Raw genomic sequence first — 23,361 nt, forward strand, 5'->3', positions numbered from 1 at the left:
GGTGGTCGAGCGATGAGGCAACTTTAGATAGATTGACTGACAGATTTCAATATTTGTCAGTCGGATGACAAAGTTTGACTGCTGACTCGGTGGAGACATAGGTTCGCGAGGCCGATGACCAGCCGACAAGGAGGCCCGATGCGTGGGGAACCGCTCGACGCCGAGACGATCGTCTCGGCAACCGAGGAAATCCTGCGCCGTCACGGCCCGGACAAGACGACCGTGCTCGACGTCGCACGCCAGCTGGGTGTGAGCCATGGCAGCGTGTATCGGCACTTCGCGTCCAAGGCGGCGCTGCGCGAGGCCGTGATCCGTCGCTGGCTCGACCGGGTGCGGACCGAACTCGCCGCCGCGGCCGACAACTCCGAGCTTCCCCCGGCCGAGAGGTTACGAGCACTGCTCAACACCATGTTCGCCGTCAAATGGGCAAAAGCCAGGCAGGATCCGGAGCTGTTCGCCACCTTCCGAGTGCTGGCGGCCGAGCACAGCACCGTGTCCTCCGAGCACGTCGGCTTCCTGCTCGCTCTGATTCGGGACGTCATCATCGAGGGCATTGCCACCGGCGATTTCGGCACCGGCGAGCCGGAGGTGATCGCGCGAGCCGTGCTGGATGCGACGAGCCGCTTCCACGACCCGACCCACGCCGCGCAATGGCACTCCCCGGAGACCGAAGCGGAGTCCGAGGCGGTCGTCGCCCTCATCCTCGACGGTCTTCGGGCCCGCTGACGTCCTCGGAACGACCTATCGGCCGACCGCTGAAATGATTGCGGCGTCACTGATTTCGAGCAGTCGACTCCGCGCCTTCGGATCGTTCGCCTGAGTGTGCGGAGTGCTCATTCGGGTGCCGTTGAAGTATTGGCCGGTGATCTGAGCCAGGCCCGGGTCGCAAATCAGCCGGAGAGTCGCGTCGGCGCCTTCGGCGACCGTGCTGATCGGGGTGACTCCGGATTCGCGCACCATGGTTGTCGGCATGAGGGTGGCCGGGTGCAGGGCGTTCACGGTGACGCCGGTTCCGTCGAGTTCCTCGGCGTATTCGATGGTCGTCATGATCATCGCCAGTTTGGCCCGGCAGTACGCGGCGTATGCGTTGTAGTCGTGCTCGGGCGTCGGATCGACGAGGTCGATCTCCTGCTGCCCGGCCGAGGCTACATTCACCACCCGAGCCGGAGCTGAGGTCTGCAACAGCGGAAGCAGTCGCCGCGTCAGCCGATACGGGGCCAAATGGTTGACTGCCCATAGCAATTCGTTGCCGTCGGCACTGAGTGAACGTTCTCCGTCTGCCCGCCCGCCGGTGCCCGCATTGTTCACCAGCACGTCCAATCGCGAAGTGCGGGAGATGATCTCGTCGGCCAGCCGGTCCACCTCCGCGAGGCGCGACAGGTCGGCCAGGATGATCAGCGGAGCGTGTCCGCCCGCGGCTGTCACCTCCGCGGCGACCGCCGCGGCCCGATCGGGGTTGCGGCCGTGCAGGATCAGCCGCGCACCCGCGGCGCCGAGTCGCACCGCGAGCTCGCGGCCGAGTCCGTCCGTCGCACCGGTGATCAGCACGGACTGACCGGCCATTCGATCGATATCGTTGTCGCTCTTAGTATTTCCGTACGTCACTGCAGTGCCTCCGCCGTGGCGACGAGCGTGGCGCGGCCCAGGATGTGTCCGGCGATCATGAATCCGAGCAGGGCGGGTGTGGAGTCGGCGGCGATGCCGATGTCCTCGACATCGAGCGCGTGCACGGTGACGAAATACCGGTGCGCACCGTGCCCGGCCGGCGGTGCGGCGCCGATGTATCGAGGCAGGCGCGCATCGTTCGGCAATTGGAAGGCACCGGCCGGCAAGCCGCTGCCCGCATCGTCTCCGGCGCCTTCGGCAAGGGTCGTGATCGTGGCCGGGATGTTGGCGACGGCCCAATGCCAGAACCCGGAGCCGGTGGGAGCGTCGGGGTCGTACACGGTCACCGCGTAGCTCTTGGTACCAGCGGGAGCGCCACTCCAATTCAGTTGTGGGGAAACGTCTTTCCCGTCCGGGGCGCCGGAGGACCACTGCGCGGGTGGCCAGGCGGCGCCGTCGCTCACCGTGGTGCTGGTGAGCGTGAATGCGGCTGCCTCGGGGAGGCGGGCGAAGGGGTTGTTTGCGCTCATCGTGTCGCGCCTTTCGGGTCGTTCCGTGCGAACAAAATCGACGATAGCAGAAATAATCGATTATTGATCAAATCGTCTACGATCGAGTGATGACTCGGTCGATGTCCACACCAGCCCAGCCGGCGAAGCAGATGCTTTCCGAGCAGGTCTACGCACACCTGCGAAACGCGATCATGCGCGGCGAGTACGCACCCGGTGCCGCGCTCAAGCCGCAGGATCTCGCCGGTCAACACGGCGTGAGCCTGGCCGTGGTGCGCGAGGCGCTGGTCCGACTGGTCGGTGAGGGTCTGGCCGAACGACTGACCAATCGCGGCTTCGCGGTCCCAGCTCTCTCGGCTCAGCGCTGGCAACAGATAGGGGAGGCTCGCCGGACCATCGAGCCGGTCCTGCTGCGCATGTCGATCGAACGCGGTGACGTCGACTGGGAAGGCAACGTACGAGCCGCCCACCACCGCCTGGCTCGCACACCGGCATTCACCCCGCAGGACGGTGAGTACTACAGCGAGGAATGGGCCGAGGTCCACCGCGTATTCCATCGCACCCTTTTGGAGGGCTGCGGCAACCCGGTCCTACTGGAAACCTTCGACCGCCTTTGGGTCGCAAGCGAATTGGCCCGCCGCTGGTCCGCGCACCGCGACCCCGAGCGTGACGGCATCGACGAGCATCGCCGATTGGAAGAGGCGGCGCTGGCCCGCGACCCTGACACCGCGGCCGACATCCTGACCCGCCATCTCACCCTGACGACGGAAGCACTGGCGGCGCAAGAAGAGTGAGCGCCTCACATCGCACTGGTCAATGCGGTCCGAGCCAGATCGCGTAGCCAGATGTGCGCGGGGTCGGTGTCATAGCGCTGATGCCATGACAGATACACCCGCGCCGGAGGCAGCTCGAACGGCAGCGGAAGCAAGGCCAGGCGGAGATCTTCGGCGGCCGCACGCGCCGTGGATTCGGGAGCTGTGACGAGAAGGTCGGAGCCTCGGACGAATTCGAGCGCGGCTCGTTCGGTGGGCGCGGTCGCCACCACACGTCGAGTGAGATCGAGCCGTGCGAGTTCCTCGTCGAGGATGTTGCTCAGCTTGCCGCGCCGCGAAACGGTGATGTGCTCGGCCGCGGCGAATTGTGCGGCGGTGACGGTCTCGACCTGGGTGAGCGGGTGTCCCCGCCGCACGACGATGACCTGCCGGGTCTCGGCCACCTCGGTGGAGCGGATCTCGGGTGCGGTCGGGCGGTCCGCGTTCGCGGCGAGATCGACCTCCCCGCGCCGCAGTTCGGGGGTATCGATACTCGATTCGGCGATGAAGCGCAGCCGCACGCCCGGTGCCTGCTCGCGCACGGCGGTGAGCAGGCCGGGGCCGCTGAGGGCGACCAATGCGTCGTGCCAGCGCAGCGTGAAGGTGCGGTCGAGTGTGGCGAGGTCGAGTTCACGGCTCGGCGCGAGCACGCCCTGAACCTGCATCAGCAGGTCGTGCACCTGTTCGCGGACCGCGAGCGCGTAGGGCGTCGGTGTCATCGTGCGTCCGGTGCGCACCAGGATCTGATCGCCGGTCGTGCGCCGGATGCGGCCGAGGCTGCGGCTCATCGCGGGCGCGGTGACGTAAAGCCGCTCGGCCGCACCGGCCACGCTGCCTTCCTCGAGGAGCGCGTCGAGCGCGGCGAGCAGATTCAAATCCAGTTGCATGAGAGTCATGCTAGACGTGCTTTACATGCACTTGATGTTAATGATGACCGCTCCTAATGTTCTAGGTGCGGGCGCAAGAATCCACGATTCCTCGCCCGATTGATCTCATTCCCCTTGCTCGGATTGGAGCATTCGTCATGTCCGAAACACTTCAGAACAACGGTGTCACAACGCCTTTCGCCTCCGACGCCGACCTGCTCGCACAGACCGCTCTCGTCGTACGCGCCGCGGGTGCGGCGGCGCTGGAGCGCTTCGGCAACGTGGTCCGGTACCAAACCCGCGACGAGCTGATGAGCGCGCTCGCCGCCAACGACGACGCGGTTCTCGACATCCTGCGTCCGCGTCTGGAAGCTCTGCGCCCGGACGCCCGCTGGGTGAGCGAGGAACTGGACGGCGGCGCGCTGCCGGCCGGCGAATGGTGGGTCGTGGATCCGGTCGAGGGCAACGTCAACCACCTGCACGCCCTGCCGGACTGGGCGGTGACCGCGACCCTCGTACGCGATAACCAGCCGGTGCTCACTGCGGTCCACGTACCGCTGACCGGCGAAACCTACACCGCATTGGCCGGTGGCGGTGCTCACCGCAACGGCTTGCCGCTGCACGTATCGGGAACCACGGACCTCGGGCTGAGCATCGTGGCCACGAGCCAGGCCAGGCCGGACGAGGACGAGAAGGTCGTGCGCCGGGTCGGCTCCTCGATCACCGAAATGCTCGTCGACGCGCTCGTGGTGCGAATCTCCGTGCCCGCCACCTTGCATCTGCTGAATGTGGCGGCCGGCCGGATCGACGCCTTCTGGCAATTCGCCGGGGGCCGTGCGGATTTGCTGCCCGGAGCGCTGCTCGTCGCCGAGGCCGGCGGACGGATCACCGACACCGAAGGCCACCCCTGGACTCTGGCGAGCGACGGCTTCCTGGCCGCGGCGCCCGGCGTGCACGCCGCCGCGGTCGCCACACTTTCCCGCTGATCACAACGACCACAAAGGACTTCATCATGAGCAACATCGCTATTCTCGGCGGCGGCCGCGTGGGCGGCGGCTTGGCCACCGCCCTCACCCGGGCCGGACACACAGTCACCGTGGCGGACCGCTCGCCGGGTTCCGCGGCAGATGCCGTCCGCACAGCGCAGATCGTCATCAACGCCACCCCGGGCGACAGTTCGCTGGAACGGCTCACCGCGCTGCGCGAGCATCTGCGCGGCAAGATCCTCATCGACGTCTCCAACGCCACCCTCGACGGCCCGGACGGATTCCCCGCCGATCTCCTCTACCCCGGCTCGAGCCTTGCCGAGCAACTCCAGCAGGCGCTCCCCGAGACCCACGTCGTCAAAACCCTGAACACAATGCTGTATTCGGTGATGACCGCCCCTACCTCGCTCACCCAAACACCAACCGCATTCCTCTCCGGCCAAGACCCGGAGGCCAAACAGATCGTCCGAGACGTGCTCGCAGACCTCGGTTGGCACCCCGACTGGATCACAGACCTTGGTGGAATCGAGACCGCCCGAGCCACCGAAGCCTCAATCCTGTTCGTACCGCACGTAATTCGATCTACCGGCTTCGCGCCCTTCGCCATCTCGCTCGCGCGCTGAACGGAGCGTGCAGCCCGCCACGCCCCGAACGATCCAGGCCGCACGAACAGAAGAGTATGTGCCCGCGAGGGTTCCCCTCAGACCCGGCCGCGGGCGAGGTCGATCAACCGCCCGAGCACGTGATCCCCGGCCGCGCGCAGGCCGTTGTGCTCGTACTCGTTGGTGATCCACGGCCGCAGCGTCGGGATCAACCGGGCGGTCTCCTCGGAAAACCCCCGCTCGACGTACATGTCGTCGGCGTAGATCGCCGCCGCGGCGGGGACCGTGCACTCGCGCAGCACGTCGGCGTCATACAGCTGCGGCCACTGGTGTGCCGCAAGGAGCTCGGCGGTCTGCTTCATCGGCCGGAGACCGTGGAAATCGTCGAAGAGCCAGGGAAATACATGTTCTCCGGTGAACAACGTCCGGTCGGTGCGGAACTCGTCCGGCAGCACGCGCTCGGCAGACCAACCGGTGGCGAATCCGTCGGAGTAGGAGGACTCATGGATCACCGAATACAGCGGATTGCGTGCGGTGAACGGCAGCGAGTTGGCGACGTCGTGCGCGAAGGCAGGGGACTTCGGGTCACGTTCGAGTAGGTAGTGCAGCGTCTGCTCGCCGCCGCTGGCACCGAGGAGATATCCGAGCTGCTGGAACAGCCGCGCGGTGAGCGGACTGCCGTCGGGCAGCACGACGACCCCGTCGTCGAGCATCGGCAGCAGCGCCTCCACCCGGCCGCGGTCGCCCGGATAGCGGCGGTAGTAGCGGCGATTGCGCTCGATCAGGTTGGCGAACGTCGCGGTGTAGACCTCGTCGGGATGCCGCGCGATCGGCGGTAGCCCGCCGGTGAAGAATGCCTCGGCCAGGCTTTCGGGAGCGTGGGAAAGGTATGCGAGTGTGCAGAATCCGCCGAACGACTGCCCCAATACGCTCCACTTCTCGACGCCCAACTGTCGCCGCACGAACTCCGCGTCGCGGACGATCGCGTCAGCGCGGAAGTGGGTTAGGTATTCGGCCTGCTCTGCCGGAGTGCCGGACAACGTGCCAACCGGCGTGGACCGTCCGGTACCCCGCTGATCGAGCATCAGCACCCGGTACTCCCGTAACGCCCGCGCCAGCCAACTCGGCGCCCCGAGCGACGGCCTCGGCGCCTCGTGCCCCGGCCCACCTTGAAGATAGACGAGAAACGGCCGGTCGAGCCCGTCCGGATCGGCGACCTCCCGAGCGAAGACGGTGATCTTCGGTCCGTCAGCGCGGGAATGGTCGAGGGGGACGGCGAACTCGTGCTCGGTGAGCGCCAGGCCGGGGATGCACACACTGGTTGCCATACGCGCGATCCAACCAGAACGGACGCCGGGGCGGCCACGAGAATCGGCCCCGGGAATCCACCGCATTCCGCCACGTTTCGACCGATCGGACTGTTGCACTCGGCACTGGACAGCCTCGCTGCAGATGTGTGCCCTTGCCATGGCGTGAAAGCGCGCCCCGCTGGTGGGATATCTTGACGCGATGCCGTACTTGCAGCGTGAGGGCCAGGTTTTCATCCTCCAGTTGGGCAACCGGGGGGACCGCGATACCGAGAACCGGTTTCATCCGGAGTGGGTTGGCGAAATGGACGCTCTGCTCGATGAGGTCGCTGCGATCTCCGGTCCCTGCGGGCTCGTCACGATCGGTGACGGAAAGTTTTACTCCACCGGCTTCGATGTGGAGTGGGCTGCGCGAAACCCCGAGCGGATCAACGACAATGTTGCCGACCTGCTGCGGTTGTTCGCCAGAATTCTCACACTGCCGATACCGACTGTCGCCGCGATCAACGGTCATGCCTATGGTGCCGGGGCCTTTCTCGCTGTCGCACACGATCACCGGATCATGCGCCGCGATCGTGGCTATGTGTGTTTTCCCGGCGTCACGCTCGGGGTCAACTACGCTCCCGGGATGGTGGAGCTGGCACAGTCGCAGTTGCCGCTACCGGTGGCCCGTCGTGCTCTTCTCACGGGGCACCGCTACGGCGGGACCGAAGCGATGACGACCGGTTTGGTCGACTCGGTCGCCGACGAGCATGACCTCCTGAAATCCGCTGTGGAGTACGCACAGCGCCTGGCCTCGACCGCCGGGCCCGCCCTCGGCCACGTCAAGTCATCGCTCTATCGCAATGCCACCGCGGCCCTGCTCGGGTCTGTCGCGGAATACAACCACGATTCCGCTGCGGGCTGAGGCGCCGCGCATATCGCACCGAAATCGGCAGACCAGTGTGTCAGACGGATCGAGATGACCTTGCCGCGTTGACCTTCGGGCGCGCCCACTGGTCGGCCCGAAACGCGCGGGTAGCGGCATGAGCGCGCGTCCGCTGATCGGTCTGACGATCCTGGGAGCCAGCATGTGAGACACGGTGCGCACCGATGCCGGGCGATCGGGCTGCTGTCGATCAGTGCTCGGCAGTGAGTGTGTCCCCATACAGCTTAGCGACCCGGAGCCTGATCACGACCCGATGGTCCTCGACCATGTTCTCGAGGAAGATCGGGGCATCGTCGGGGTTGTCGAATTCGGGGAACATGGCGAGCATTTCGCGGCCCGTCGCATCGCCGGGAACCGTACTGACCGGAGAAATCTCCACCGTGCCCTCGGCCACCGCGAAGCTGAGATGGTCCGAGCTACTCACGTAGAGCGCGGCGCGTGGATCTCGGGTGAGGTGGCGGACTTTGATACGGTCTGCGGTCGAGCCGATCGAAATCACGCCTGCGCCCGAATTCCATTGGTAGGCAACGGTAGACGGGTGCGGATGCCCGTCGCGCTTGATAGTTATCAGCGCTCCCATCCGATTCTCTGCGAGAAAACGGTCCAGTCGGTCGGTCGACAGCCGGGTCGGAGCCGCTCCCCGGCCCGGTTCGTACATCGGTTCCTGAACGTCGGACATGGCGACCCTTCCGTTGTCTCAGTGCACTATTTGTTACTGAGTGCATGATCTGTCACGGTCGTGGCGGGCGGAAGGAGGCACTTTCATGTTCCAGAGTGACAGCGATGTTCCATTGCAGGCAGACGCGGTCGCCGAGGGCGATTCGCCACTCGACCATGCGTGTTCGGTGCTGAAAGTCCTCAATCGGGTCAGCGGCAAAATGGGCCATCGGTGTCCTGCTCTTGACCACTCGGGGTCCGATGCGTTTCACCGAACTCGAACGCGAAATCAGCGGTGCCAGTAGGCGAATGCTCACCCTGACCCTGCGCAACCTCGAACATGACGGCCTGCTGACCCGCACGGTATATCCAGTGGTGCCCCCCAAGACCGAATACCAAGCCACACCGATGGCCCGAGAGCTCTATCAGACCCTTCTGGCGCTGACCGGATGGGCCGACCGCCACCGGAACACGATCGCCGCGGCACGCAGAACCTACGACGAGCAGGCCACACCCTCAGCCATATCGACCGAATCAACGTGATCCGCTGGGTATCCCCTGCACCTGTTGCTCGATTGCGGCACGAACCGCGACTTCAACCTCATCGGCATAACCGCGCACCTGGAAGAACCGTCGGCCAACCCCATTCGGGCGGGCGACCAACGCCCGGGTCGCGGCAGGATAGTGCGTTGCCGTAAGAACGTCGCGGCGAGCGCGAATGAGCCTAAACCTGCACTGCGGCAGCGAAATTGGCGGGAATCCGTCGATCGAGGGGTGTTTGTGTAGGAATGGGCCCATTCGCGCTCATCGGAGCCAGAAGCGGCTTCTTATGTGAAGCACAGGATGTGACACCCGCTGTCAGTCGTGCGGCAGCACCCGGTAGACGATCTCCACCCCACCGCCGTCCAACGGCCGCGAGCTCTCGAATTGCAGAGTGGTCCGGGGATCGAGCGAATCGGTCAGGCGCGTGCCGCTGCCGACCAAGAACGGCAGAATCACCAGTTCGAGTTTGTCGAGAACACCGAGCGCGCGGTAGGTCTCGATCGTGCCGGGACCACCGATGAGATGGACATCGCCGCCGCGATTGGCTGCGCGGACCTTCTCCAGCAGCCTCTGCGGGTCGTCGTCGAAGGTGACATCGTCGGGAATGCCCTCGGGCCGATGCGAGCCGAGCACGAAGACCTGCAGTTCCGGCCAGGGCCAGCGATCGGCGGCGAGTGCGGGTTCGAAGGTGGTACGACCCATCAAAGCGGCCTCGCAGGTCTTCAGGAATTCTGCGATGCCGTGGCTGCCCGGACCGTGCGCCGGATCGATGACCTGAGGCGGCCAGCCGTCGGGAGTCGTCACATAGCCATCAGCGGTCATGCACAGGCGAGCCAGGATCTGCATGAGTTCGTCCTTTCGTCGGTTCACAGAAGAGACGGCGCTCGCCGCCGAAATTCATCGGAGTACACAGACGGGCCTGCCCGGGATCGTTCGCCAGATGCTGGATCTCTACTAGACCTGTACCGATACGGCAACGGTCGCCACTGATCATCCCGCAGTCGGCATTCCAGTACGTCTCCCGCGCCGAAATGTGCTCGGCCCGTTGACCTTCCGGACGCGATGGATGGCCACTTCGAACCGCGCGCCAAGCGGCAGAAGCGGATGGTCACCGGTGGCGTGGACGGAACCTCCTCGCCCTAATCCGACTGTGGCGGATACGGAGGATCGTCTGGATTTTCGCCCTCGAAGATGAACCTATATGCGCGGCCGAGGAAGTCGTACAACAGTTCGTCGGAATCGATCGACACACCGGTCAACCGCTCGTAGTCATCGGCCGACATCCATCGTGACTGCAAGAGTTCTGCGAACTGGGTCCTGAGCTTCGCCGGAAAGTCCGGGTCCAGTTCCAAGAATCGCGGGACCTTCAGCTGATCCCGTGCGAACTCGGACCAGTCGTAGAAGATCTCGTAGTCCATTGCACCCAGGATGTACTCCAACTCCTTCTCCACAACGGCAGCTTAGGTCTCCACTCGGCAACCCGAGTACTCGACAACACACCAAACTCGGCATGAGCACGTTGGGAAGGTGCGGTCGGCCAGCAGGTTTGGACGGCCAGGCCAGCGCGGGGGTCGCGGCAAGTGTGTACTTGCTTCCGGCGACATGCCGCCAATCTGCTCTGCGGATGGATCGATTGATGTTCAGCCGCCATGCTCGGTTACCGACTGCCGGTTGATCTTCCACCGTCTCGGGTATCAGGTTTCCTGATACCAACAGATCTCGGGTGCGGGCAGCATAGCCCGCGAGCTGGCATGCAAATCCGCATGTTGTGGTGATAAGACCTTTCCGCATGTTCGGTGCGATCCGGAAGGTCATCGAATCGGGTGAAAATGGTTCGGCGCCTTGATCTTTCCGAGGCACTCTGTTTCTGGCGCCGAGGTCGCTCCCGGCGAATTTGCGACGAATTGGGTTGGGGCACAAGTATCATGGGCAGTCGGTGGGAACGCGCGCACCCACCCTTCTAGATACTCTTCAGAAGGGGCGGGCCGATGAAGGCTAGCTACCAAAATGAAATCGCGTTGCCCGATGGCATTTCGTTCGATGTCACCTGGGTTCCGGACGCCGCAATCGTGCAGGCCACAGTGGACGCCTACGTCGCCGCGCTGCCCAAGCCGGGCTGGTACACAGATCCCACCCAACTACGCGTCACCCGGGACACTCGGATCTTCATGCTCAGCAACCGAAAATTCCAAGCGGTGACCGATCCGTGGAATCCGCACCTGCAGATGCGGGTCTACCAGTGCGAAACCTGCTACAACGGGTGTAGCGAGAGCGGCATCGAACTCGGCCACGTCCAGAAATGGCGGGACCATCTCAAGGCAGCGGCCGTAACCACCCCCGCCGAAGCCAAAGCGGCATACAACAACCTGAACAACCTCCGGCTGGAATGCCGATCCTGCAACGCCAGCCACGACTGGGAGTAGACCGAATCACGATCCTCTGATCGATCAGAGCCGTTGCCGGTTCCTCGGCTCTGGTCGGGCAGGCGGCTGGTCGCACCATGCCTCCAGCTATCCCGGCGACCTGGACGCGACCGTCATAGCGGGGGCAGATCGGCGAAAAGACTCCGCGGCGTGACATCGCTGAGCACCTTCATATGCGCTGCAGCATCGAGTATCTCGATATTCCGTGGAAGCATCGAACCACCCAAAGCGGCGGCCGGAACGAACCCGTACATGGTTTCCGCACCGACCGGCCCCAGCCTTCGAAGCACTCGGCTGAACAGCGGTTTGTCATCGTCACCGACGATATCCAGGCTATTCGGATCGGACGTGACCAATGCCGCGTACACGAGAAGATCGCGGTCATCGCTGTTCGACATCTCCGAAGAACAGTCATCGACGACGTACCACCCCCGGTGCGGAATGATCATGAGGCTCATACCGGTTCGCCGACCCCACAGCTGCATCTGCCCGAATGCGCTGCGACTGACCGCGATCCATTCGTCGGAACCGATGGACAATCGCAGTCCCGCAGTCCACTCATCGACGACCGGCTGCCAAACGTCCGGGTCACATACCCAGACCAAACCGTCCAGAAATCCGGAGAACCCCAACTCCCGCCATACCCGGAGCAGGAACTCGGGCACGACGTCCCGATACTTCTCGAACCGCTCCGGAGGCACGGGTACGCGTACAGATGGATTCCCCCACTGCTCGACTACGTCGCCTACCGACAGCACCACAGATCACCGCTCCACTTCACAGGACAGGTCCCATCGACACAGCCTGGCCGGGGACCGGAAAGCCAACCTATCCCATATCCTCGACGCGCCGATCGCTGAATTACCAACGGTGCGAGGAGAATTCGGCGGGACGTCGGCGGGCAAGGCGCTGAGATCGGCAGGTCAGTGTGTCCGCCTACCATGTCCCCGAGGCGCTGGAGCCAGCCGACATGGTGGCGGATCCGCCTGAGCAGGCGGTCACGACGAGCGTGGCCGAACTGAGCCCGAGCGAAACCGCCACCACCCTAGGTATTTTGCGAAGTCTCACGTTCTGAAAAGTAGCTCCCGGCCCGACTCGGGTCTATCGAAGCGCGGTGGCGCGGCCCCACACAGCGGGTCGCCACAACGCGATGAACCAGATCAGGCCGGCCACGGTGTGCATCGATGCCAATGCGATTTTGGTTTCGACCGTTGCTCCAGCGGTGAGCACAAGGGCGATGCTGGTGATGCCTACGGCCAGGCCTCCTGCGGCGAGTACTCGTCGGAGCGACTCTCGGTGCCTGGTAAGGAAGGCCAGGGCGAGTGTTGCGAGGGCGATGGCGACGAATAAGGCGCCAATGATGGTGCCGATCCCGATGGTCATCGTCCGCCCTCCGCGGGGCGTGACAACCATGTCGGCTCCTGCGAGCTTGGCGATCCCGAAGATGACGAGATCGGTGATCGCCGCGGTGGCGAAGACGAATACTCCTGTTCTCCAAGGTGATTGGCGCCTTTCCGGCCGGACGGCGTTGGTTGTCTCGGTCGGGTGTTGGGCTTGACTCATCGTCTGTTCCTCCCGGATCGGCACACTGGGGCGGCTGGCGCCTGTCGCCATCGGCAGGTCGCCGCGTCCCGATTGAGTGATACCATCACCTAATATTAGGTGACGGTATCACGTAAATGCGTGATGTCATCACCCAATATGGATAGAATGACGCTATGAGCGACGTTCCGGCGCCTGCGGCGCCCTCGATCCCGCAAGCGTTGGGGCGATTGCGAGTGGCGCTCAACAACAGCTTCAGTACCGCGAGCCGCGAGGCCGGACTCACTCCGCAACAGGCCGAACTCCTGTGCTACGCACTGACTCCGCGCTCGATCGGAGAACTCGCCGGGCTGCTGCACTGCGACCGATCCAATGTCAGCCACCTCGTCGACCGCGCCTCGAACCGCGGCCTGCTCCTACGCCGTCCCGGTGACGACGACGCCCGCGTCAGCATGATCGAACTCACCGACAGCGGCCGTGCACTCGCTTCGGACTTCATGCGACGACTCGACGACCTCACCCTCGAACTCCGGCAAGCGTGGACACCCCGGCACGCCACCACGGCCACCAACATCCTCACCGAGATCGCCGAGACCCTCGAAACACGCACCATCTGACAGGTGAACCGCACACGGCGGAATGAGCGGACGTTCCGGCGCGACTGGACTGCGATCGAAGTGTGTTCGGGCCCAAGGCTTCCCGTCAGGCGGCGAGGCGCGTCCGGGAGCACCGCGTCACGTACGGCAGGTCGATTCTCGAGCGAGTCCGCACAGCGGGATGGGTGTTCAGCAACTCGGCAACAGAATCCAGCACCTGCTGCTTCGCGCCCGGCTCGAGCGTGATGATGTAGCTGCGAGAGGCCACCAACTCGAGCAAGCGCGGCCGCGACAGCTGGTAGACCCACTCGACGTCGTACCGCTCAATCGGTTCGAAAAGCTCTCCGACATACGGGTTTTCACTCCCCATGTCCTGTTCGACACCCTGGTGCATGATTCGGCCCAACTCCGCCACCCAGGGTTCGCGCTCGTCACGAATGTTCCACACCAGCCCGAGTTCACCGGCTGTCCGCAATACCCGGCGCAATTCGGGTGCCGCCGCATCCACGTCGATCCAATGCCACGCCTGCGCAACAACGACCGCATCAACTGAATCGTCTTCGAGCGGGATCTGCTCGGCAGTCCCGGCCAGCACCGGGACATCCGGTGACGTGCGCGCGAACTCGCGTCGCATACCTTCCGACGGTTCCACCGCGATGACATCGAACCCGCACTCGGACAACCCACGAGTCAGATGACCTGTCCCGGCGCCCAAGTCGAGCACCTTGTCCGCATGCGCGGGAACGAGCCAGCGCACCGCGTCCAGTGGGTAGTGGGGTCGCGACTTCGCGTACTCGACGGCGCCGGCGCCGAACGAACCAGCTTGGAATTGATCGGATCGACTCACCACACCAATGAGGTTAGCGATTCGGACGAAGCCCCGATGTGGCGTTCTCGGGTTGGCGATCGTCGTCGAATGCCTGCGCGACGGCGAGGCTGTCCTCATAGACGTGGTGGCGAGTGATGAGTCCGTTCTCGACGGTCAGGTGTAGAGCGAATCGGGAACGGTAGGCGCGTCCGGTAGAGCGGGCTGTTTGGCGAATTTCCCCCAGTACCACCGCATCCGGGCCGTCGACCAGAATGCGTTCGACCACGGTTCCGACCTCTTCGGGCACGTGGTGGTGCGCGATCTCGGCAAAGTGCGCGGCGGCGTCGGCGCGGGTGGCGCGGGGGCGAATCCACGGGGTCGCCGCTCGGTTGTGCTCATGTTCGGGCCAGTTCAATTTCCAATCGCTGTCCGGGGCGTACAGCGCTGCTATCGCCTCCGGATCGCCCGCACCGATACGGTGCAACAACTGCTCGACGACCGTGCGAGTGGTGCTCGTTCCGACATTGTTCATGCCCACCATCCTGTGTGCGACGGCGCGCCGCGTCGATTACTTGCCAGGTAATGCAACGCAGGCCGCCCGTCGAGCCTGCACATCCGATCAGCGTCGCCCAGCGCGATGGCCGCAGACGCTTAGCCGGAGCGCCGAATCATTCAAAATCGTTCTGCCACTGGGCCGCCCACTGTGACAGCGGCGCGAGCCGCTTGACGAGTGTCCGCCCGGCGGGCGTGAGCCGGTACCCCTCCTGGTGTTCGACCAGGCGCGCCTCGGTGAGCTCGGACAGTCGGCGCGTCAACACGCTCGAGGACAGATCCCCGCACGCGGTACGAAGTTCGCGAAAGGTGAGCGGATTCGGAGCCTGATCGAGTTCCCAGATCACCCGCAGCACCCAGCGCCGCCCGAGCAGATCGAACAGGGCCATGATCGGGCGACCGGAGGTCGATCCACGAACCGCGCGACCGGGGCGCGGTGTTTCGGCCGTCACGGTCACGCCGCTTGCGGCGGAGGCGAATCTTCCAGTCGCCGTGCCATTTCCGCGATGGCCGCGCGCAGTGCCCGATACGGGCGCAGGAACAATGTCACATGGGTCAGGCTGCCGGTGTCGGAGAGCTCTTCGCGCAGCACTCCTTGCAGTTCGTGGTCGGCGAATCGTGCGGTGAAAGCGAACATTCCCTGCTGCCCGTCGGTCCACTGCCGAGTCTGCTGCACCGAGTCGAGCACCGTCGCGATCGTGCCCAGCAGATGCGCCGCACGGGCGCGGCCGTGATAGTCGGCGACCGGACTGGAGAAGATCGCCTCCTCGGCGAGCAGGGAGGGCAAGGGTGTGGCGTCTTTCGACTGCCACACCCGCAGAACAAGACTATCGGTCATGCCTCTATTTTAGAGGCAGGCCGAGGTTCGTGCCAGGCCTCAACGGGATGGCACCCTCGCAGCGGGTATGCCCCAGGCCGTAGGTTCGACAGGGTGGACATCGTCACCGAATCGGCCCCGTTCGCGGTGCCTTGCATCGACTGCGGTTCCCCGACCGCGTCCACCCTGACCGAGGCGCTGATCGGTGACGAACACCGGTGGGATATCGACGGGGAGTGCTCGGCATGTGGCGCGGTCTGGATGGATTGCGGTTATACCCAACCACGCTCGGGTTTTCGTGAGGCGATCCTGGCCGCGAACAGAACGACGGTCCTCGAGCTCGAGTCGGTCGAGGTGTCGGCGGCCATGTTGATGCGAGCCCTACGTCTGATTCGGTCGCTCTCGCTGACAGAGGCCCGAGTTCTGGCCGAGCGGCTACGCGAGACGGGTCTCGAAGGCACCCGCGTCGAGATGGTGGTCGTCGCACGCCAGCTCCAGGCGATGGGCGTGTACGCGAAACTTCAACCGGCGCACGGATAGTCGCCGGAGCGCTCCGGCGGCGGCACATGTGCGTGTCGCGCTAACTTCCGCTGCCGGTCGTAGCGGCGTTGTTGACCGGGCACTCGCCCTCGCTTCGCCCGCATGCGGCCAAGTCGCACAGACGGCACAGCCAAGGCTGTGGACGCGCGCCGCCGCTCGCGCGTTGTTCGGCTCTGGCGAGGGTCACCGTGGTGAGCATCGTGTCCAGAGCTGTCGCGAGATTGTCGATCTCCTTCGGGGACAACGCCGATAACGCGTTTGTCAGGGATTCCTCGCGCGTTTGCAGTATCCGCGCGGCCATGTCCCGGCCGGTCCGGGTGAGGGCAACGGACACGGCCCGCCCGTCCTGAGCTCCGCCACGCTCGGCGAGGCCTTCGGCGACGAGGCGGTCGACGAGCCGCACCGTGCCCGAATGGGTAAGGCCGAGTAGGGAACTCAGCTGCGTCACCGATGCGCCGTCGAGGAACTGATGCATCGCTGCCAAGGCGGCGGGCGCCGACGGGCCGAGCGCCGCGACCGCTTCGACCGCGGTGTTCATCCGGTCGGCGACAACGAGACTCAAGGCGCCCAGGACGTTTGCTGTGTGCTGAAGGCTTGACTGGGTTTCCGTCACGGCTCTAGTTTATATGCATGACTCACACATATTCCACTCAGTCCCGCACAGCGACGCTGTCGATGGTCAATATCGACAGCGCCGATCCGTCCCGCCTGGCGCGCTTCTACGCGGACGCCCTCGGCTGGGAAGTCACCTACAGCGACGACAACTACGGCATGGTCGAAGGCGGTGGCATCAAGATCGGCTTCGGCAAGATCGAGGGATTCCGCCCCGCCCAATGGCCAGATGAGAACGGCGCCAAACGCTTCCACCTCGACCTGCAGGTCGATGACCTCGACAAGGCGGCCGCGAGCCTGTGCGCGATCGGAGCCAGCCAACCCGACTTCCAACCCGGTGACGGTCGCTGGCTGGTGTTGCTCGATCCCGACGGCCAACCGTTCTGCCTGAGCCCCCGCCCCGAGGCCACGTCCTAGCGCCATGCCCGAACTCGCCGAGCTGCTTGTTCAGGACGCCGACGCCTGGCGTACCTGGTTGGACGGCCATCATGCCGATCACCCCGGAGTCTGGCTGGTACTGCACAAGAAGGGTGGACAGACCACGACCTTGAGCTACCAGCAAGCGCTCGACGAGGCGCTGTGCTTCGGCTGGATCGACGGTCAGATCGCACGACGCGACGACGACAGCTACCGCCAGCGCTTCACTCCGCGCCGGCCGAACAGTCCATGGTCGGCCAGAAACGTCGAGCACATCGCCCGCCTCGCCCGAGCCGGGCGAATGCAATCAGCCGGAGTGGCCGAGGTCGACCGCGCCAAAGCCGATGGCCGCTGGACAGCGGCCTACCAAGGCCAGCGAACCGCATCGATCCCCGAAGACCTGCAACATGAACTCGACCGCGACCCCGCCGTGGCCGCCGCCTTCGCCGACCTCGACGCCCGCAATCGTTTCTCCATCATCTGGCGCATCAACGACGCCAAACGTCCGGAGACCCGCCAACGCCGCATCACCACCTATGTGGATATGCTCCGCCGCGGCGAGCGCCCGCACGGCTGAACAAGCGTCGGCAGCCCGCGGCTCGTTCGCCATACCTCGCGTACGAACCCGCCCTCAGACTGTGGTCGGGAGAACCCCGCCGTCCGCCCGGATCGCCGCACCGTTGGTCGCCGACGAGCGTGGGCTCGCGAGGAACGTCACCAGGTTCGCGATCTCGGCGGGCTCGATGAAACGCTGGATGAGCGAAGTGTCGCGTACGAGAGAGGATTTCAGGTCCTGCGGCGACAGTCCCTGTGCGGTCGCGATCCGCTCAACCGTACTCGCCACGCCATCGGAGTAGGTTGGGCCGCCGAGCACGGTGTTGACGGTGACCCCGGTGCCTTTCGTGAGCTTTGCGAGCCCGTTGCTCAGCGCCAGTCCCGCGGCCTTGGTTGCTCCGTAGTGCACCATGTCGCCGGGGACGTCGACTGCTGATTCGGTTCCTATGAAGATGATCCGACCCCAGCCGCGCGCGAGCATGCCGTCCAGGACCCCTCGCGAGAGGCGCACTGCGCTCATCACGTTGATATCGAAGTACCGCAGCCACTCCTCATCGGGCACGTCGACGAATGGCTTGACGTCGAACAATCCGACGTTGTTGACAAGCACGTCCACGGGTCCGAGCTCCTCGGGGAGTGCCCGAACCTGCTGCGGCGCAGCGAAGTCCGCGGCGATCCCGGAGATCTGAGCGCCCGGTGTGGATGCTCGAAGGCGTTCGACCGCCTCGACAACACGTTGCTCGCGCCGCCCATTCAGCACTACCGCCGCACCCTCGGCCGCACACGCCGCGGCCACCGCGTAGCCGATTCCCTGCGTGGAACCGCTGATGAAGATCCTTTTGCCTGCGAGTTGCATATCCATGGTCGCATCCTCCCGGTCTTCTCGACCGCAATTTACTTGCTTGGGAAAGCAAACTCTACGCGTTATTACTTTCCTGGGAAAGTCACGAGGTAGGATGGTCAATGTGGTAGACAACGGAGACTCGGACACCTTCACCTCCGACGAGCTCGAGACGTGGTCTGCTGTGGCGACCTTGCTCGAGTGGCTTCCCGTGGCGCTCGACACTCAGCTACAGCGAGACTCGGGAATGAGCCACTTCGAGTTCGGGATCCTTTTCGCCCTTTCGCAAGCCGAGGGCCAGACATTGCGCATGAGCACGCTGGCCGGCTACGCCAACAGCACGCTGTCGCGCCTCTCGCGCGCGGTGGCCAGACTGGAGCGCCGGGACTGGGTGCGACGCGCACCCGATCCGCACGACGGTCGCATTACGGTCGCGATCCTCACCGCTTCGGGCCGGGATGCGGCGCACGCGGCGGCACCCGGGCACGTCGCGCTGGTACGGAAACTCGTATTCGACTCGCTGACGCGTGCGCAGGCCGAGCGGCTCGGCCAGTCCAGCCTGCGGATCGCCGAGGCCATCCGCGCGGATGGTCCGTGGCGGCCGGAGGGCGAGCGCTGAGGATCGGCCGCATGACAGCGGTGGTTACATTCGGTGCATGGCAATCGCAACGCACATCAATCCCTCATCGATGCCGAGCAACCCGGCGTTCACCCAGGCGGTGCGGGTCCCGGCGGGCGCGGACACGATTTATATCGGTGGCCAGAACGGTCTCGACGCGTCCGGGCAGCTCGCGGGTGCGGACGTCGCCGCGCAGGCTCGTCAAGCGCTGCAGAACCTTTCGACCTGTCTCGAGGCTGCAGGTGCGAGCATCGAGGACGTCGTGAAATGGACCATCCTGATCGTCGACGGTCACGATGTGCGCGCCGGATTCGCCGCCTTCCAAGAGGTGTGGGGGCAGCGTCCGAACCCGCCCGCCATCACCGTCGCCAAGGTCGCCGGGCTGGCGATCCCGGGCGCTGTGGTCGAAATCGAAGCTGTCGCAGCGGTTCTCGCCTAGGCCGCCTATCCACGTGGGCGGCTTTGCCCAGCATTCGAAGACTGTCAGGGCATGGGCGGCCAGGGCGTATCGGGAACCGCGGGGCGCGGCTGTGGAATGCCGCCCGGGTACATGCTCTGGCTATGGGCTCGGCCCAGGAGATTGGTGACGTCGTTCTGGGGGACGGTGGTTTGTGCCTGGCACCAGCTGCAGACCAGGCGGTGGCTGGTGCCGATCGGGAACAGCGGCACGAAGAACAGCGTGAATTTCTTGATCACCTCCACGAAGGCGTGCGCGCTGGGATTGCGGCAGTACGCGCACAGGAAAGTGATCATGGCCAGTGTGCGCGTTTGCGTGCGCCAACCCCAGATGAGCATCGGTAGCCCCCCCGATTCGGAAATATGAACGAGGGGAGCTTAGCCGTATTCGATATCGCGGCGACCAGCTCCGCGGCCGAGTCTCACTCGTCGAGGGATTGGACCATGGAGGTCTGCCCACTCGAATCGGTTTTGCACCAGCGTAATTCGTTCAGGCGATCCCAGCGCTCCTCGATCCAGTCCCAGATGAGGTCGGCGACGAGGGCGGGATCGTCGGGTTCGGGATCTGCGACGTAACGGCGGTCGCCGGAGTCGAAAACGACTTCGAGAGCGTAGGTGATCGGGTCGTCGGGTTTCTGCAACACCGAGCCGCGATAGGCTTGGATCAGCGAGGTGTCGTCGTAGGCGTGCGCGATAAGTTCGGGGTGACTCGCCCGGCTCACACCATTACGCCAGCCCTCGACCATGCCCCTCATGCACAGCACATGACTGTCCTCGGTCGGTGGGCGGGAATACTGCGAGCGGACGTAGACCACCACCTCGGCGTGCCGCCGAGCCACACCCTTGGGCAACACCACGAAATCCCGGACCACCAGCCGAGCGTAACTCGCTGGAATAGCCTGTGCCGCAACGCGATCGTTGCTGTCCTATGAGGAACAGGATCGGCGCCAGCGGGACGAGCAGCTCGACCATCTCCCACCACCGCGGCAACGTTTTCGCCGGACAGTTCGCCAGCGCGGGTGACCCCGGAACGTTGGTACTCGGATTCGTGGCCGAGGGGGATTAGCGTCGAGGTATGGATGCGAATGAATTGCGTGGGGTTCAGGCGCCGTTGAAGGAGCAGTATCGGCGGGATCCTGGGTCGGCGCGGACTGTGCTGGGTGCGGTGGGGCGGATCGGTTCGGAGGGGGTTACTTTCGATGTCGATCAGTTTGCGGGGGTGAGTCGGGCGGGGTTGCATCGGGCTACCGGGGGTGATGGGGGCGATGCCTGTTCAGGGGATATGTTGCTCGAGGCGTTGCTGGCGTGTGCGGGGGTGACGTTGCGGTCGGTGGCGATGGCGTCCGGGGTCGGGCTTCGGTCGGTGCAGGGGCGGGCGGAAGGGTATTTCGATGCTCGGGGGACGTTGGGTGTTGATCGGGAAGTGCCGGTCGGTGTGCAGGATGTGGTGGTGACGTTCGTGGTTGATACCGATGCCGATGATGCGGCGCTGGCGCGGCTTGCGAAGGTGACCGAGCGGTATTGCGTGGTGGGTAGGTCGCTGGCCGAGCCTGCGACGATCGTTGTGCGTCGGCCCTGACGCCGGTTAGTGCGGGGGTGTCGGCGGGAAACCGAAGGCGGCGACCAGGTTTGGGTCTTGGAAGGCGACGACTCGGGTGATGCCGGTGGGGGTGGGGGTGAGGACTGCGACGCCGTATGGGGTGAGGATGCCTTGGGGGTTGCGGTGGTAGGTGATGACGGCGGGTTGGTTGTTGGCAAGGGTGGGGAGCATGCGCCAGTCGCCGGGGGTGCCGAGGATGTAGGTGGAGAGTTGGCGGATGCAGGAGGTTCGGCCCTCGTACCAGTTCTTGAAGGGGGTGGCCTCGAGGGTGGCGTCGGCGCGCAGGACCTGTTCGAGCAAGTTGGTGTCGGAGTGTTCGAAGGCGGCGATGTAGCCCGCCAGCAAGGTGCGGGCTCGGGGGTCGGAGGGTTCGATCAGGTCGGTGGGGGTGGAGTGGAGTTCGGCGAGGCGGGTGCGGGCCCGTTGCAGACCGGATTTCACCGAAGCTCGTGTCGTGCCGAGGATTTGAGCGGTTTCGGCGGTGCTGAAGGCCAGCACTTCGCGGAGCATGAGGATTGCACGCTGTTGGGGTGGCAGGTGCTGGAGGCTCGCGACCAGGGCCAGGCGCAGGGATTCGCGATCGATGACGAGGGTTTCGGGATTGTTCGCCGGGGGAGTGAGCAACGCGTCGGGAAATGGCTGTAGCCAAGCGAATTCGCCGGTCGAATCAGGATCGGGCGGAGTGGTGGGGCCTCGGTAGGGGCCGCCGAGGCCGGAGGGCAGTACGCGATGGCGGTGGTCGGTCAGGGCGTCGAGGCAGACGTTGGTGGCGATCGCGTAGAGCCAGGTGCGGGTCGACGATCGGTGCTCGAATTTCCGATAGGCCCGCCAGGCGCGAATGTAGGTCTCCTGCACCAGATCCTCGGCCTCGTGTACCGAGCCGACCATGCGGTAGCAGTGCGCCAGTAGCTCGCGCCGGTGCGGCTCGGTGTCGGTGACGAAGCGGGTGTTCAGTGCGTCGGTGTCGGCACGCTGGTCTGCGCGGGTCATCGCTCCTCCTGCCCTGGCCGGGCCTCGCTGATCGAGGCCATTGTCAGTATCGACCCGGGCGGGCAGTGAAAGGTAACTATGCGCAGGTCAGGGGTGAATGAACTCCTTGGCGAACTCGCGGATGGCTCCGGGGTCGAGCGAGTCATGGAAGCTGATCAGCAGTTCGTCGACGCCCGCGGCCCGGTAGGCGTCGATCCGTTCGCGGACCGTGTCGAGGCTGCCGATGAGGCCGTAGTCGGCCAGCTCACCCGGGAAAACCATGGGTGCCCACGGCGGCACTTGGGCTCGGGCCTCGGCGTCGGTATCGGCGAAAATGCAGTAGCTGGTGGAGGTGCGGGTGATGCTCTCGTAGTCGCGACCCAGTGTGGCGCAGTGGTTTTCGAGGATGTCGTACTTGCGGATCAGTTCCTCCGGAGAGACCTGGACGTTGCAGGCATCGGCATATTTTGCGACCAGCTTCAACGTCATCTTCTCGCCGGAGCCGGCTATCAACAATGGAATATGCGGTTGCTGAACGCCTTTGGGCTCGTTGAGCGCCTTGTGCACCCGGTAGTGCGTGCCCTCGAAAGTTGTTTCGGCCTGCGTCCACATCGACCGGATGATGTGGGCGGCTTCATCGAGTTGCCGTAGCCGCGTCGGTGCATCCTCGAACGGATAGCCGTAGGCGAGGTATTCGTCCTCGTACCATCCCGCGCCGATACCGAAAGTCAGTCTCCCGCGTGAGATTACGTCGAGCGTGGAAGCCATCTTGGCTTGCAGCGCGGGGTTGCGATAGTTGTTCCCGGTCACCATCTGACCGATCCGAATCCGGCTGGTATCGCGGGCCAATGCGGTCAGCGTCGTCCAGCTTTCGAACACATAGCCCGGGGCGACCGGGAAGGGTACGAAATGGTCTGCCACCCATACCGTTTCGTACCCCGACTCGTCGGCCGCCCGCGCCAGCTCGGTGATCGTTTCGAACGCCGCCACCGGATCGGTGTAGCTCGCGAAATTGTGGCCGAGCCCTGTGGGTAGATAGAGGCTGAATTTCATGCTGCCGTGGCCTTCCGGTGGGGGAGTGGTCGGGTTCGACCCACCTATGCAGACGTCGAATCCCGCCGGTGAGAAACTCTCCGCAGGTCAGGGCCTTGTGGAATGGGGTCACGGCCGGGAGTCTCGTTCGTCCCTTGTGTCGTGGA

The 23,361-nt window shown here is 64.8% G+C and carries 33 protein-coding genes; 14 read left to right on the forward strand and 19 right to left on the reverse strand.

The window, feature by feature from the left end; all coding sequences use genetic code 11:
* The first annotated feature begins 138 nt into the window (after nt 1–138).
* A complete protein-coding gene (locus ACFC4D_RS14260; RefSeq protein ID WP_376063243.1) occupies nt 139–726 on the forward strand; it encodes a TetR family transcriptional regulator in 588 nt (195 codons plus the stop codon).
* Between the two features lie 15 nt (nt 727–741).
* On the opposite strand, the gene ACFC4D_RS14265 is transcribed toward ACFC4D_RS14260, so the two are convergent.
* Both ACFC4D_RS14265 and ACFC4D_RS14270 read right to left on the reverse strand, forming a co-directional pair.
* The gene (locus ACFC4D_RS14265; RefSeq protein ID WP_376063244.1) at nt 742–1,563 is read right to left on the reverse strand and encodes an SDR family NAD(P)-dependent oxidoreductase; all 822 of its coding nucleotides are present in this window, start codon (nt 1,561–1,563) and stop codon (nt 742–744) included.
* A gap of 38 nt (nt 1,564–1,601) precedes the next feature.
* Nucleotides 1,602–2,135 (reverse strand): YbhB/YbcL family Raf kinase inhibitor-like protein, encoded by a 534-nt coding sequence (locus ACFC4D_RS14270; RefSeq protein WP_376063246.1) that lies wholly within the window; start codon nt 2,133–2,135, stop codon nt 1,602–1,604.
* 89 nt (nt 2,136–2,224) lie between these two features.
* Between ACFC4D_RS14270 and ACFC4D_RS14275 the strand changes: the two genes are divergently transcribed.
* Nucleotides 2,225–2,908 (forward strand): GntR family transcriptional regulator, encoded by a 684-nt coding sequence (locus ACFC4D_RS14275; protein WP_376063247.1) that lies wholly within the window; start codon nt 2,225–2,227, stop codon nt 2,906–2,908.
* A 5-nt stretch (nt 2,909–2,913) separates the two neighbouring features.
* Here ACFC4D_RS14275 and ACFC4D_RS14280 read toward each other — a convergent pair whose 3' ends face one another.
* Nucleotides 2,914–3,813: a LysR family transcriptional regulator gene (locus ACFC4D_RS14280; protein WP_376063248.1), complete on the reverse strand. Its 900-nt coding sequence runs from the start codon at nt 3,811–3,813 to the stop codon at nt 2,914–2,916.
* 137 nt (nt 3,814–3,950) lie between these two features.
* On the opposite strand from ACFC4D_RS14280, the gene ACFC4D_RS14285 reads away from it, so the two are divergent.
* Nucleotides 3,951–4,778, forward strand: coding sequence for a 3'(2'),5'-bisphosphate nucleotidase CysQ (locus ACFC4D_RS14285; RefSeq protein ID WP_376063250.1), 828 nt, complete (start codon nt 3,951–3,953; stop codon nt 4,776–4,778).
* 26 nt (nt 4,779–4,804) lie between these two features.
* Nucleotides 4,805–5,401, forward strand: a complete 597-nt coding sequence (locus tag ACFC4D_RS14290) for an NADPH-dependent F420 reductase (RefSeq protein WP_376063251.1) — start codon at nt 4,805–4,807, stop codon at nt 5,399–5,401.
* A gap of 77 nt (nt 5,402–5,478) precedes the next feature.
* On the opposite strand, the gene ACFC4D_RS14295 is transcribed toward ACFC4D_RS14290, so the two are convergent.
* On the reverse strand, nt 5,479–6,708 hold the full coding sequence (locus ACFC4D_RS14295) for an alpha/beta fold hydrolase (protein ID WP_376063253.1): 1,230 nt from the start codon (nt 6,706–6,708) through the stop codon (nt 5,479–5,481).
* A gap of 181 nt (nt 6,709–6,889) precedes the next feature.
* Here ACFC4D_RS14295 and ACFC4D_RS14300 point away from each other — a divergent pair, with 181 nt between their 5' ends.
* A complete protein-coding gene (locus ACFC4D_RS14300; protein WP_376063254.1) occupies nt 6,890–7,594 on the forward strand; it encodes an enoyl-CoA hydratase/isomerase family protein in 705 nt (234 codons plus the stop codon).
* 211 nt (nt 7,595–7,805) lie between these two features.
* On the opposite strand, the gene ACFC4D_RS14305 is transcribed toward ACFC4D_RS14300, so the two are convergent.
* Nucleotides 7,806–8,294 carry a TIGR03618 family F420-dependent PPOX class oxidoreductase gene (locus ACFC4D_RS14305; RefSeq protein WP_376063255.1) on the reverse strand — a complete coding sequence of 163 codons (489 nt, stop codon included), beginning with the start codon at nt 8,292–8,294 and terminating at the stop codon, nt 7,806–7,808.
* Nucleotides 8,295–8,533: 239 nt separating this feature from the next.
* Between ACFC4D_RS14305 and ACFC4D_RS14310 the strand changes: the two genes are divergently transcribed.
* Entirely contained in the window at nt 8,534–8,815 is a 282-nt protein-coding gene (locus tag ACFC4D_RS14310) for a winged helix-turn-helix transcriptional regulator (protein ID WP_376063678.1), read from the forward strand.
* A 315-nt stretch (nt 8,816–9,130) separates the two neighbouring features.
* Here the strand turns inward: ACFC4D_RS14310 and ACFC4D_RS14315 are convergent, their stop codons facing one another.
* On the reverse strand, nt 9,131–9,661 hold the full coding sequence (locus ACFC4D_RS14315) for a dihydrofolate reductase family protein (RefSeq protein ID WP_376063256.1): 531 nt from the start codon (nt 9,659–9,661) through the stop codon (nt 9,131–9,133).
* A gap of 293 nt (nt 9,662–9,954) precedes the next feature.
* Nucleotides 9,955–10,266 (reverse strand): hypothetical protein, encoded by a 312-nt coding sequence (locus tag ACFC4D_RS14320; protein ID WP_376063258.1) that lies wholly within the window; start codon nt 10,264–10,266, stop codon nt 9,955–9,957.
* Between the two features lie 537 nt (nt 10,267–10,803).
* On the opposite strand from ACFC4D_RS14320, the gene ACFC4D_RS14325 reads away from it, so the two are divergent.
* Nucleotides 10,804–11,238 (forward strand): GH-E family nuclease, encoded by a 435-nt coding sequence (locus ACFC4D_RS14325; RefSeq protein ID WP_376063259.1) that lies wholly within the window; start codon nt 10,804–10,806, stop codon nt 11,236–11,238.
* Between the two features lie 113 nt (nt 11,239–11,351).
* Here the strand turns inward: ACFC4D_RS14325 and ACFC4D_RS14330 are convergent, their stop codons facing one another.
* Complete coding sequence (locus ACFC4D_RS14330) at nt 11,352–11,999, reverse strand: GAD-like domain-containing protein (protein WP_376063260.1); 648 nt, start codon at nt 11,997–11,999, stop codon at nt 11,352–11,354.
* Nucleotides 12,000–12,339: 340 nt separating this feature from the next.
* Complete coding sequence (locus ACFC4D_RS14335; protein ID WP_376063261.1) at nt 12,340–12,801, reverse strand: DUF6069 family protein; 462 nt, start codon at nt 12,799–12,801, stop codon at nt 12,340–12,342.
* Between the two features lie 155 nt (nt 12,802–12,956).
* Between ACFC4D_RS14335 and ACFC4D_RS14340 the strand changes: the two genes are divergently transcribed.
* A complete protein-coding gene (locus ACFC4D_RS14340; protein WP_376063262.1) occupies nt 12,957–13,397 on the forward strand; it encodes a MarR family winged helix-turn-helix transcriptional regulator in 441 nt (146 codons plus the stop codon).
* An 85-nt stretch (nt 13,398–13,482) separates the two neighbouring features.
* Here the strand turns inward: ACFC4D_RS14340 and ACFC4D_RS14345 are convergent, their stop codons facing one another.
* From ACFC4D_RS14345 to ACFC4D_RS14360, 4 genes are all read right to left on the reverse strand, one after another.
* Complete coding sequence (locus tag ACFC4D_RS14345; protein ID WP_376063680.1) at nt 13,483–14,223, reverse strand: class I SAM-dependent methyltransferase; 741 nt, start codon at nt 14,221–14,223, stop codon at nt 13,483–13,485.
* 13 nt (nt 14,224–14,236) lie between these two features.
* On the reverse strand, nt 14,237–14,716 hold the full coding sequence (locus ACFC4D_RS14350) for a nuclear transport factor 2 family protein (protein WP_376063264.1): 480 nt from the start codon (nt 14,714–14,716) through the stop codon (nt 14,237–14,239).
* A 136-nt stretch (nt 14,717–14,852) separates the two neighbouring features.
* Nucleotides 14,853–15,188, reverse strand: coding sequence for a winged helix-turn-helix transcriptional regulator (locus ACFC4D_RS14355; RefSeq protein ID WP_376063266.1), 336 nt, complete (start codon nt 15,186–15,188; stop codon nt 14,853–14,855).
* Nucleotides 15,189–15,190: 2 nt separating this feature from the next.
* Nucleotides 15,191–15,574 (reverse strand): hypothetical protein, encoded by a 384-nt coding sequence (locus ACFC4D_RS14360; RefSeq protein ID WP_376063268.1) that lies wholly within the window; start codon nt 15,572–15,574, stop codon nt 15,191–15,193.
* Nucleotides 15,575–15,667: 93 nt separating this feature from the next.
* Between ACFC4D_RS14360 and ACFC4D_RS14365 the strand changes: the two genes are divergently transcribed.
* Nucleotides 15,668–16,093 carry a hypothetical protein gene (locus ACFC4D_RS14365; protein ID WP_376063270.1) on the forward strand — a complete coding sequence of 142 codons (426 nt, stop codon included), beginning with the start codon at nt 15,668–15,670 and terminating at the stop codon, nt 16,091–16,093.
* Between the two features lie 40 nt (nt 16,094–16,133).
* On the opposite strand, the gene ACFC4D_RS14370 is transcribed toward ACFC4D_RS14365, so the two are convergent.
* Nucleotides 16,134–16,706: a MarR family winged helix-turn-helix transcriptional regulator gene (locus ACFC4D_RS14370; protein ID WP_376063272.1), complete on the reverse strand. Its 573-nt coding sequence runs from the start codon at nt 16,704–16,706 to the stop codon at nt 16,134–16,136.
* Nucleotides 16,707–16,723: 17 nt separating this feature from the next.
* On the opposite strand from ACFC4D_RS14370, the gene ACFC4D_RS14375 reads away from it, so the two are divergent.
* Both ACFC4D_RS14375 and ACFC4D_RS14380 read left to right on the forward strand, forming a co-directional pair.
* Complete coding sequence (locus ACFC4D_RS14375) at nt 16,724–17,122, forward strand: VOC family protein (RefSeq protein ID WP_376063273.1); 399 nt, start codon at nt 16,724–16,726, stop codon at nt 17,120–17,122.
* A 4-nt stretch (nt 17,123–17,126) separates the two neighbouring features.
* Entirely contained in the window at nt 17,127–17,699 is a 573-nt protein-coding gene (locus ACFC4D_RS14380) for a YdeI family protein (RefSeq protein ID WP_376063275.1), read from the forward strand.
* Between the two features lie 54 nt (nt 17,700–17,753).
* Here ACFC4D_RS14380 and ACFC4D_RS14385 read toward each other — a convergent pair whose 3' ends face one another.
* The gene (locus ACFC4D_RS14385) at nt 17,754–18,539 is read right to left on the reverse strand and encodes an SDR family NAD(P)-dependent oxidoreductase (protein WP_376063277.1); all 786 of its coding nucleotides are present in this window, start codon (nt 18,537–18,539) and stop codon (nt 17,754–17,756) included.
* Nucleotides 18,540–18,633: 94 nt separating this feature from the next.
* On the opposite strand from ACFC4D_RS14385, the gene ACFC4D_RS14390 reads away from it, so the two are divergent.
* Nucleotides 18,634–19,137, forward strand: a complete 504-nt coding sequence (locus ACFC4D_RS14390; RefSeq protein WP_376063279.1) for a MarR family winged helix-turn-helix transcriptional regulator — start codon at nt 18,634–18,636, stop codon at nt 19,135–19,137.
* Between the two features lie 37 nt (nt 19,138–19,174).
* Complete coding sequence (locus ACFC4D_RS14395; protein ID WP_376063281.1) at nt 19,175–19,576, forward strand: RidA family protein; 402 nt, start codon at nt 19,175–19,177, stop codon at nt 19,574–19,576.
* A gap of 44 nt (nt 19,577–19,620) precedes the next feature.
* Here ACFC4D_RS14395 and ACFC4D_RS14400 read toward each other — a convergent pair whose 3' ends face one another.
* Together ACFC4D_RS14400 and ACFC4D_RS14405 are read right to left on the reverse strand one after the other, a co-directional pair.
* Nucleotides 19,621–19,932, reverse strand: coding sequence for a hypothetical protein (locus ACFC4D_RS14400; RefSeq protein WP_376063282.1), 312 nt, complete (start codon nt 19,930–19,932; stop codon nt 19,621–19,623).
* An 83-nt stretch (nt 19,933–20,015) separates the two neighbouring features.
* A complete protein-coding gene (locus ACFC4D_RS14405; protein WP_376063285.1) occupies nt 20,016–20,465 on the reverse strand; it encodes a hypothetical protein in 450 nt (149 codons plus the stop codon).
* A gap of 203 nt (nt 20,466–20,668) precedes the next feature.
* On the opposite strand from ACFC4D_RS14405, the gene ACFC4D_RS14410 reads away from it, so the two are divergent.
* Complete coding sequence (locus tag ACFC4D_RS14410; protein WP_376063286.1) at nt 20,669–21,172, forward strand: OsmC family protein; 504 nt, start codon at nt 20,669–20,671, stop codon at nt 21,170–21,172.
* 6 nt (nt 21,173–21,178) lie between these two features.
* Here the strand turns inward: ACFC4D_RS14410 and ACFC4D_RS14415 are convergent, their stop codons facing one another.
* A complete protein-coding gene (locus ACFC4D_RS14415; protein ID WP_376063287.1) occupies nt 21,179–22,183 on the reverse strand; it encodes a sigma-70 family RNA polymerase sigma factor in 1,005 nt (334 codons plus the stop codon).
* Nucleotides 22,184–22,270: 87 nt separating this feature from the next.
* Nucleotides 22,271–23,215, reverse strand: coding sequence for an LLM class F420-dependent oxidoreductase (locus ACFC4D_RS14420; RefSeq protein WP_376063289.1), 945 nt, complete (start codon nt 23,213–23,215; stop codon nt 22,271–22,273).
* Nucleotides 23,216–23,361: the final 146 nt, after the last annotated feature.

It is taken from the genome of Nocardia sp. NPDC056000 (assembly GCF_042269265.1).
Classification (GTDB): Bacteria; Actinomycetota; Actinomycetes; order Mycobacteriales; family Mycobacteriaceae; genus Nocardia.

Bases quoted from the DNA above. Each gene is read 5' to 3' on its own strand.
- ACFC4D_RS14260 (WP_376063243.1), top strand. From the start codon at position 139: ATGCGTGGGGAACCGCTCGACGCCGAGACGATCGTCTCGGCAACCGAG.
- ACFC4D_RS14265 (WP_376063244.1), bottom strand. From the start codon at position 1,563: ATGGCCGGTCAGTCCGTGCTGATCACCGGTGCGACGGACGGACTCGGC.
- ACFC4D_RS14270 (WP_376063246.1), bottom strand. From the start codon at position 2,135: ATGAGCGCAAACAACCCCTTCGCCCGCCTCCCCGAGGCAGCCGCATTC.
- ACFC4D_RS14275 (WP_376063247.1), top strand. From the start codon at position 2,225: ATGACTCGGTCGATGTCCACACCAGCCCAGCCGGCGAAGCAGATGCTT.
- ACFC4D_RS14280 (WP_376063248.1), bottom strand. From the start codon at position 3,813: ATGCAACTGGATTTGAATCTGCTCGCCGCGCTCGACGCGCTCCTCGAG.
- ACFC4D_RS14285 (WP_376063250.1), top strand. From the start codon at position 3,951: ATGTCCGAAACACTTCAGAACAACGGTGTCACAACGCCTTTCGCCTCC.
- ACFC4D_RS14290 (WP_376063251.1), top strand. From the start codon at position 4,805: ATGAGCAACATCGCTATTCTCGGCGGCGGCCGCGTGGGCGGCGGCTTG.
- ACFC4D_RS14295 (WP_376063253.1), bottom strand. From the start codon at position 6,708: ATGGCAACCAGTGTGTGCATCCCCGGCCTGGCGCTCACCGAGCACGAG.
- ACFC4D_RS14300 (WP_376063254.1), top strand. From the start codon at position 6,890: ATGCCGTACTTGCAGCGTGAGGGCCAGGTTTTCATCCTCCAGTTGGGC.
- ACFC4D_RS14305 (WP_376063255.1), bottom strand. From the start codon at position 8,294: ATGTCCGACGTTCAGGAACCGATGTACGAACCGGGCCGGGGAGCGGCT.
- ACFC4D_RS14310 (WP_376063678.1), top strand. From the start codon at position 8,534: ATGCGTTTCACCGAACTCGAACGCGAAATCAGCGGTGCCAGTAGGCGA.
- ACFC4D_RS14315 (WP_376063256.1), bottom strand. From the start codon at position 9,661: ATGCAGATCCTGGCTCGCCTGTGCATGACCGCTGATGGCTATGTGACG.
- ACFC4D_RS14325 (WP_376063259.1), top strand. From the start codon at position 10,804: ATGAAGGCTAGCTACCAAAATGAAATCGCGTTGCCCGATGGCATTTCG.
- ACFC4D_RS14335 (WP_376063261.1), bottom strand. From the start codon at position 12,801: ATGAGTCAAGCCCAACACCCGACCGAGACAACCAACGCCGTCCGGCCG.
- ACFC4D_RS14340 (WP_376063262.1), top strand. From the start codon at position 12,957: ATGAGCGACGTTCCGGCGCCTGCGGCGCCCTCGATCCCGCAAGCGTTG.
- ACFC4D_RS14350 (WP_376063264.1), bottom strand. From the start codon at position 14,716: ATGAACAATGTCGGAACGAGCACCACTCGCACGGTCGTCGAGCAGTTG.
- ACFC4D_RS14360 (WP_376063268.1), bottom strand. From the start codon at position 15,574: ATGACCGATAGTCTTGTTCTGCGGGTGTGGCAGTCGAAAGACGCCACA.
- ACFC4D_RS14375 (WP_376063273.1), top strand. From the start codon at position 16,724: ATGACTCACACATATTCCACTCAGTCCCGCACAGCGACGCTGTCGATG.
- ACFC4D_RS14380 (WP_376063275.1), top strand. From the start codon at position 17,127: ATGCCCGAACTCGCCGAGCTGCTTGTTCAGGACGCCGACGCCTGGCGT.
- ACFC4D_RS14385 (WP_376063277.1), bottom strand. From the start codon at position 18,539: ATGGATATGCAACTCGCAGGCAAAAGGATCTTCATCAGCGGTTCCACG.
- ACFC4D_RS14390 (WP_376063279.1), top strand. From the start codon at position 18,634: ATGGTCAATGTGGTAGACAACGGAGACTCGGACACCTTCACCTCCGAC.
- ACFC4D_RS14395 (WP_376063281.1), top strand. From the start codon at position 19,175: ATGGCAATCGCAACGCACATCAATCCCTCATCGATGCCGAGCAACCCG.
- ACFC4D_RS14400 (WP_376063282.1), bottom strand. From the start codon at position 19,932: ATGCTCATCTGGGGTTGGCGCACGCAAACGCGCACACTGGCCATGATC.
- ACFC4D_RS14410 (WP_376063286.1), top strand. From the start codon at position 20,669: ATGGATGCGAATGAATTGCGTGGGGTTCAGGCGCCGTTGAAGGAGCAG.
- ACFC4D_RS14415 (WP_376063287.1), bottom strand. From the start codon at position 22,183: ATGACCCGCGCAGACCAGCGTGCCGACACCGACGCACTGAACACCCGC.
- ACFC4D_RS14420 (WP_376063289.1), bottom strand. From the start codon at position 23,215: ATGAAATTCAGCCTCTATCTACCCACAGGGCTCGGCCACAATTTCGCG.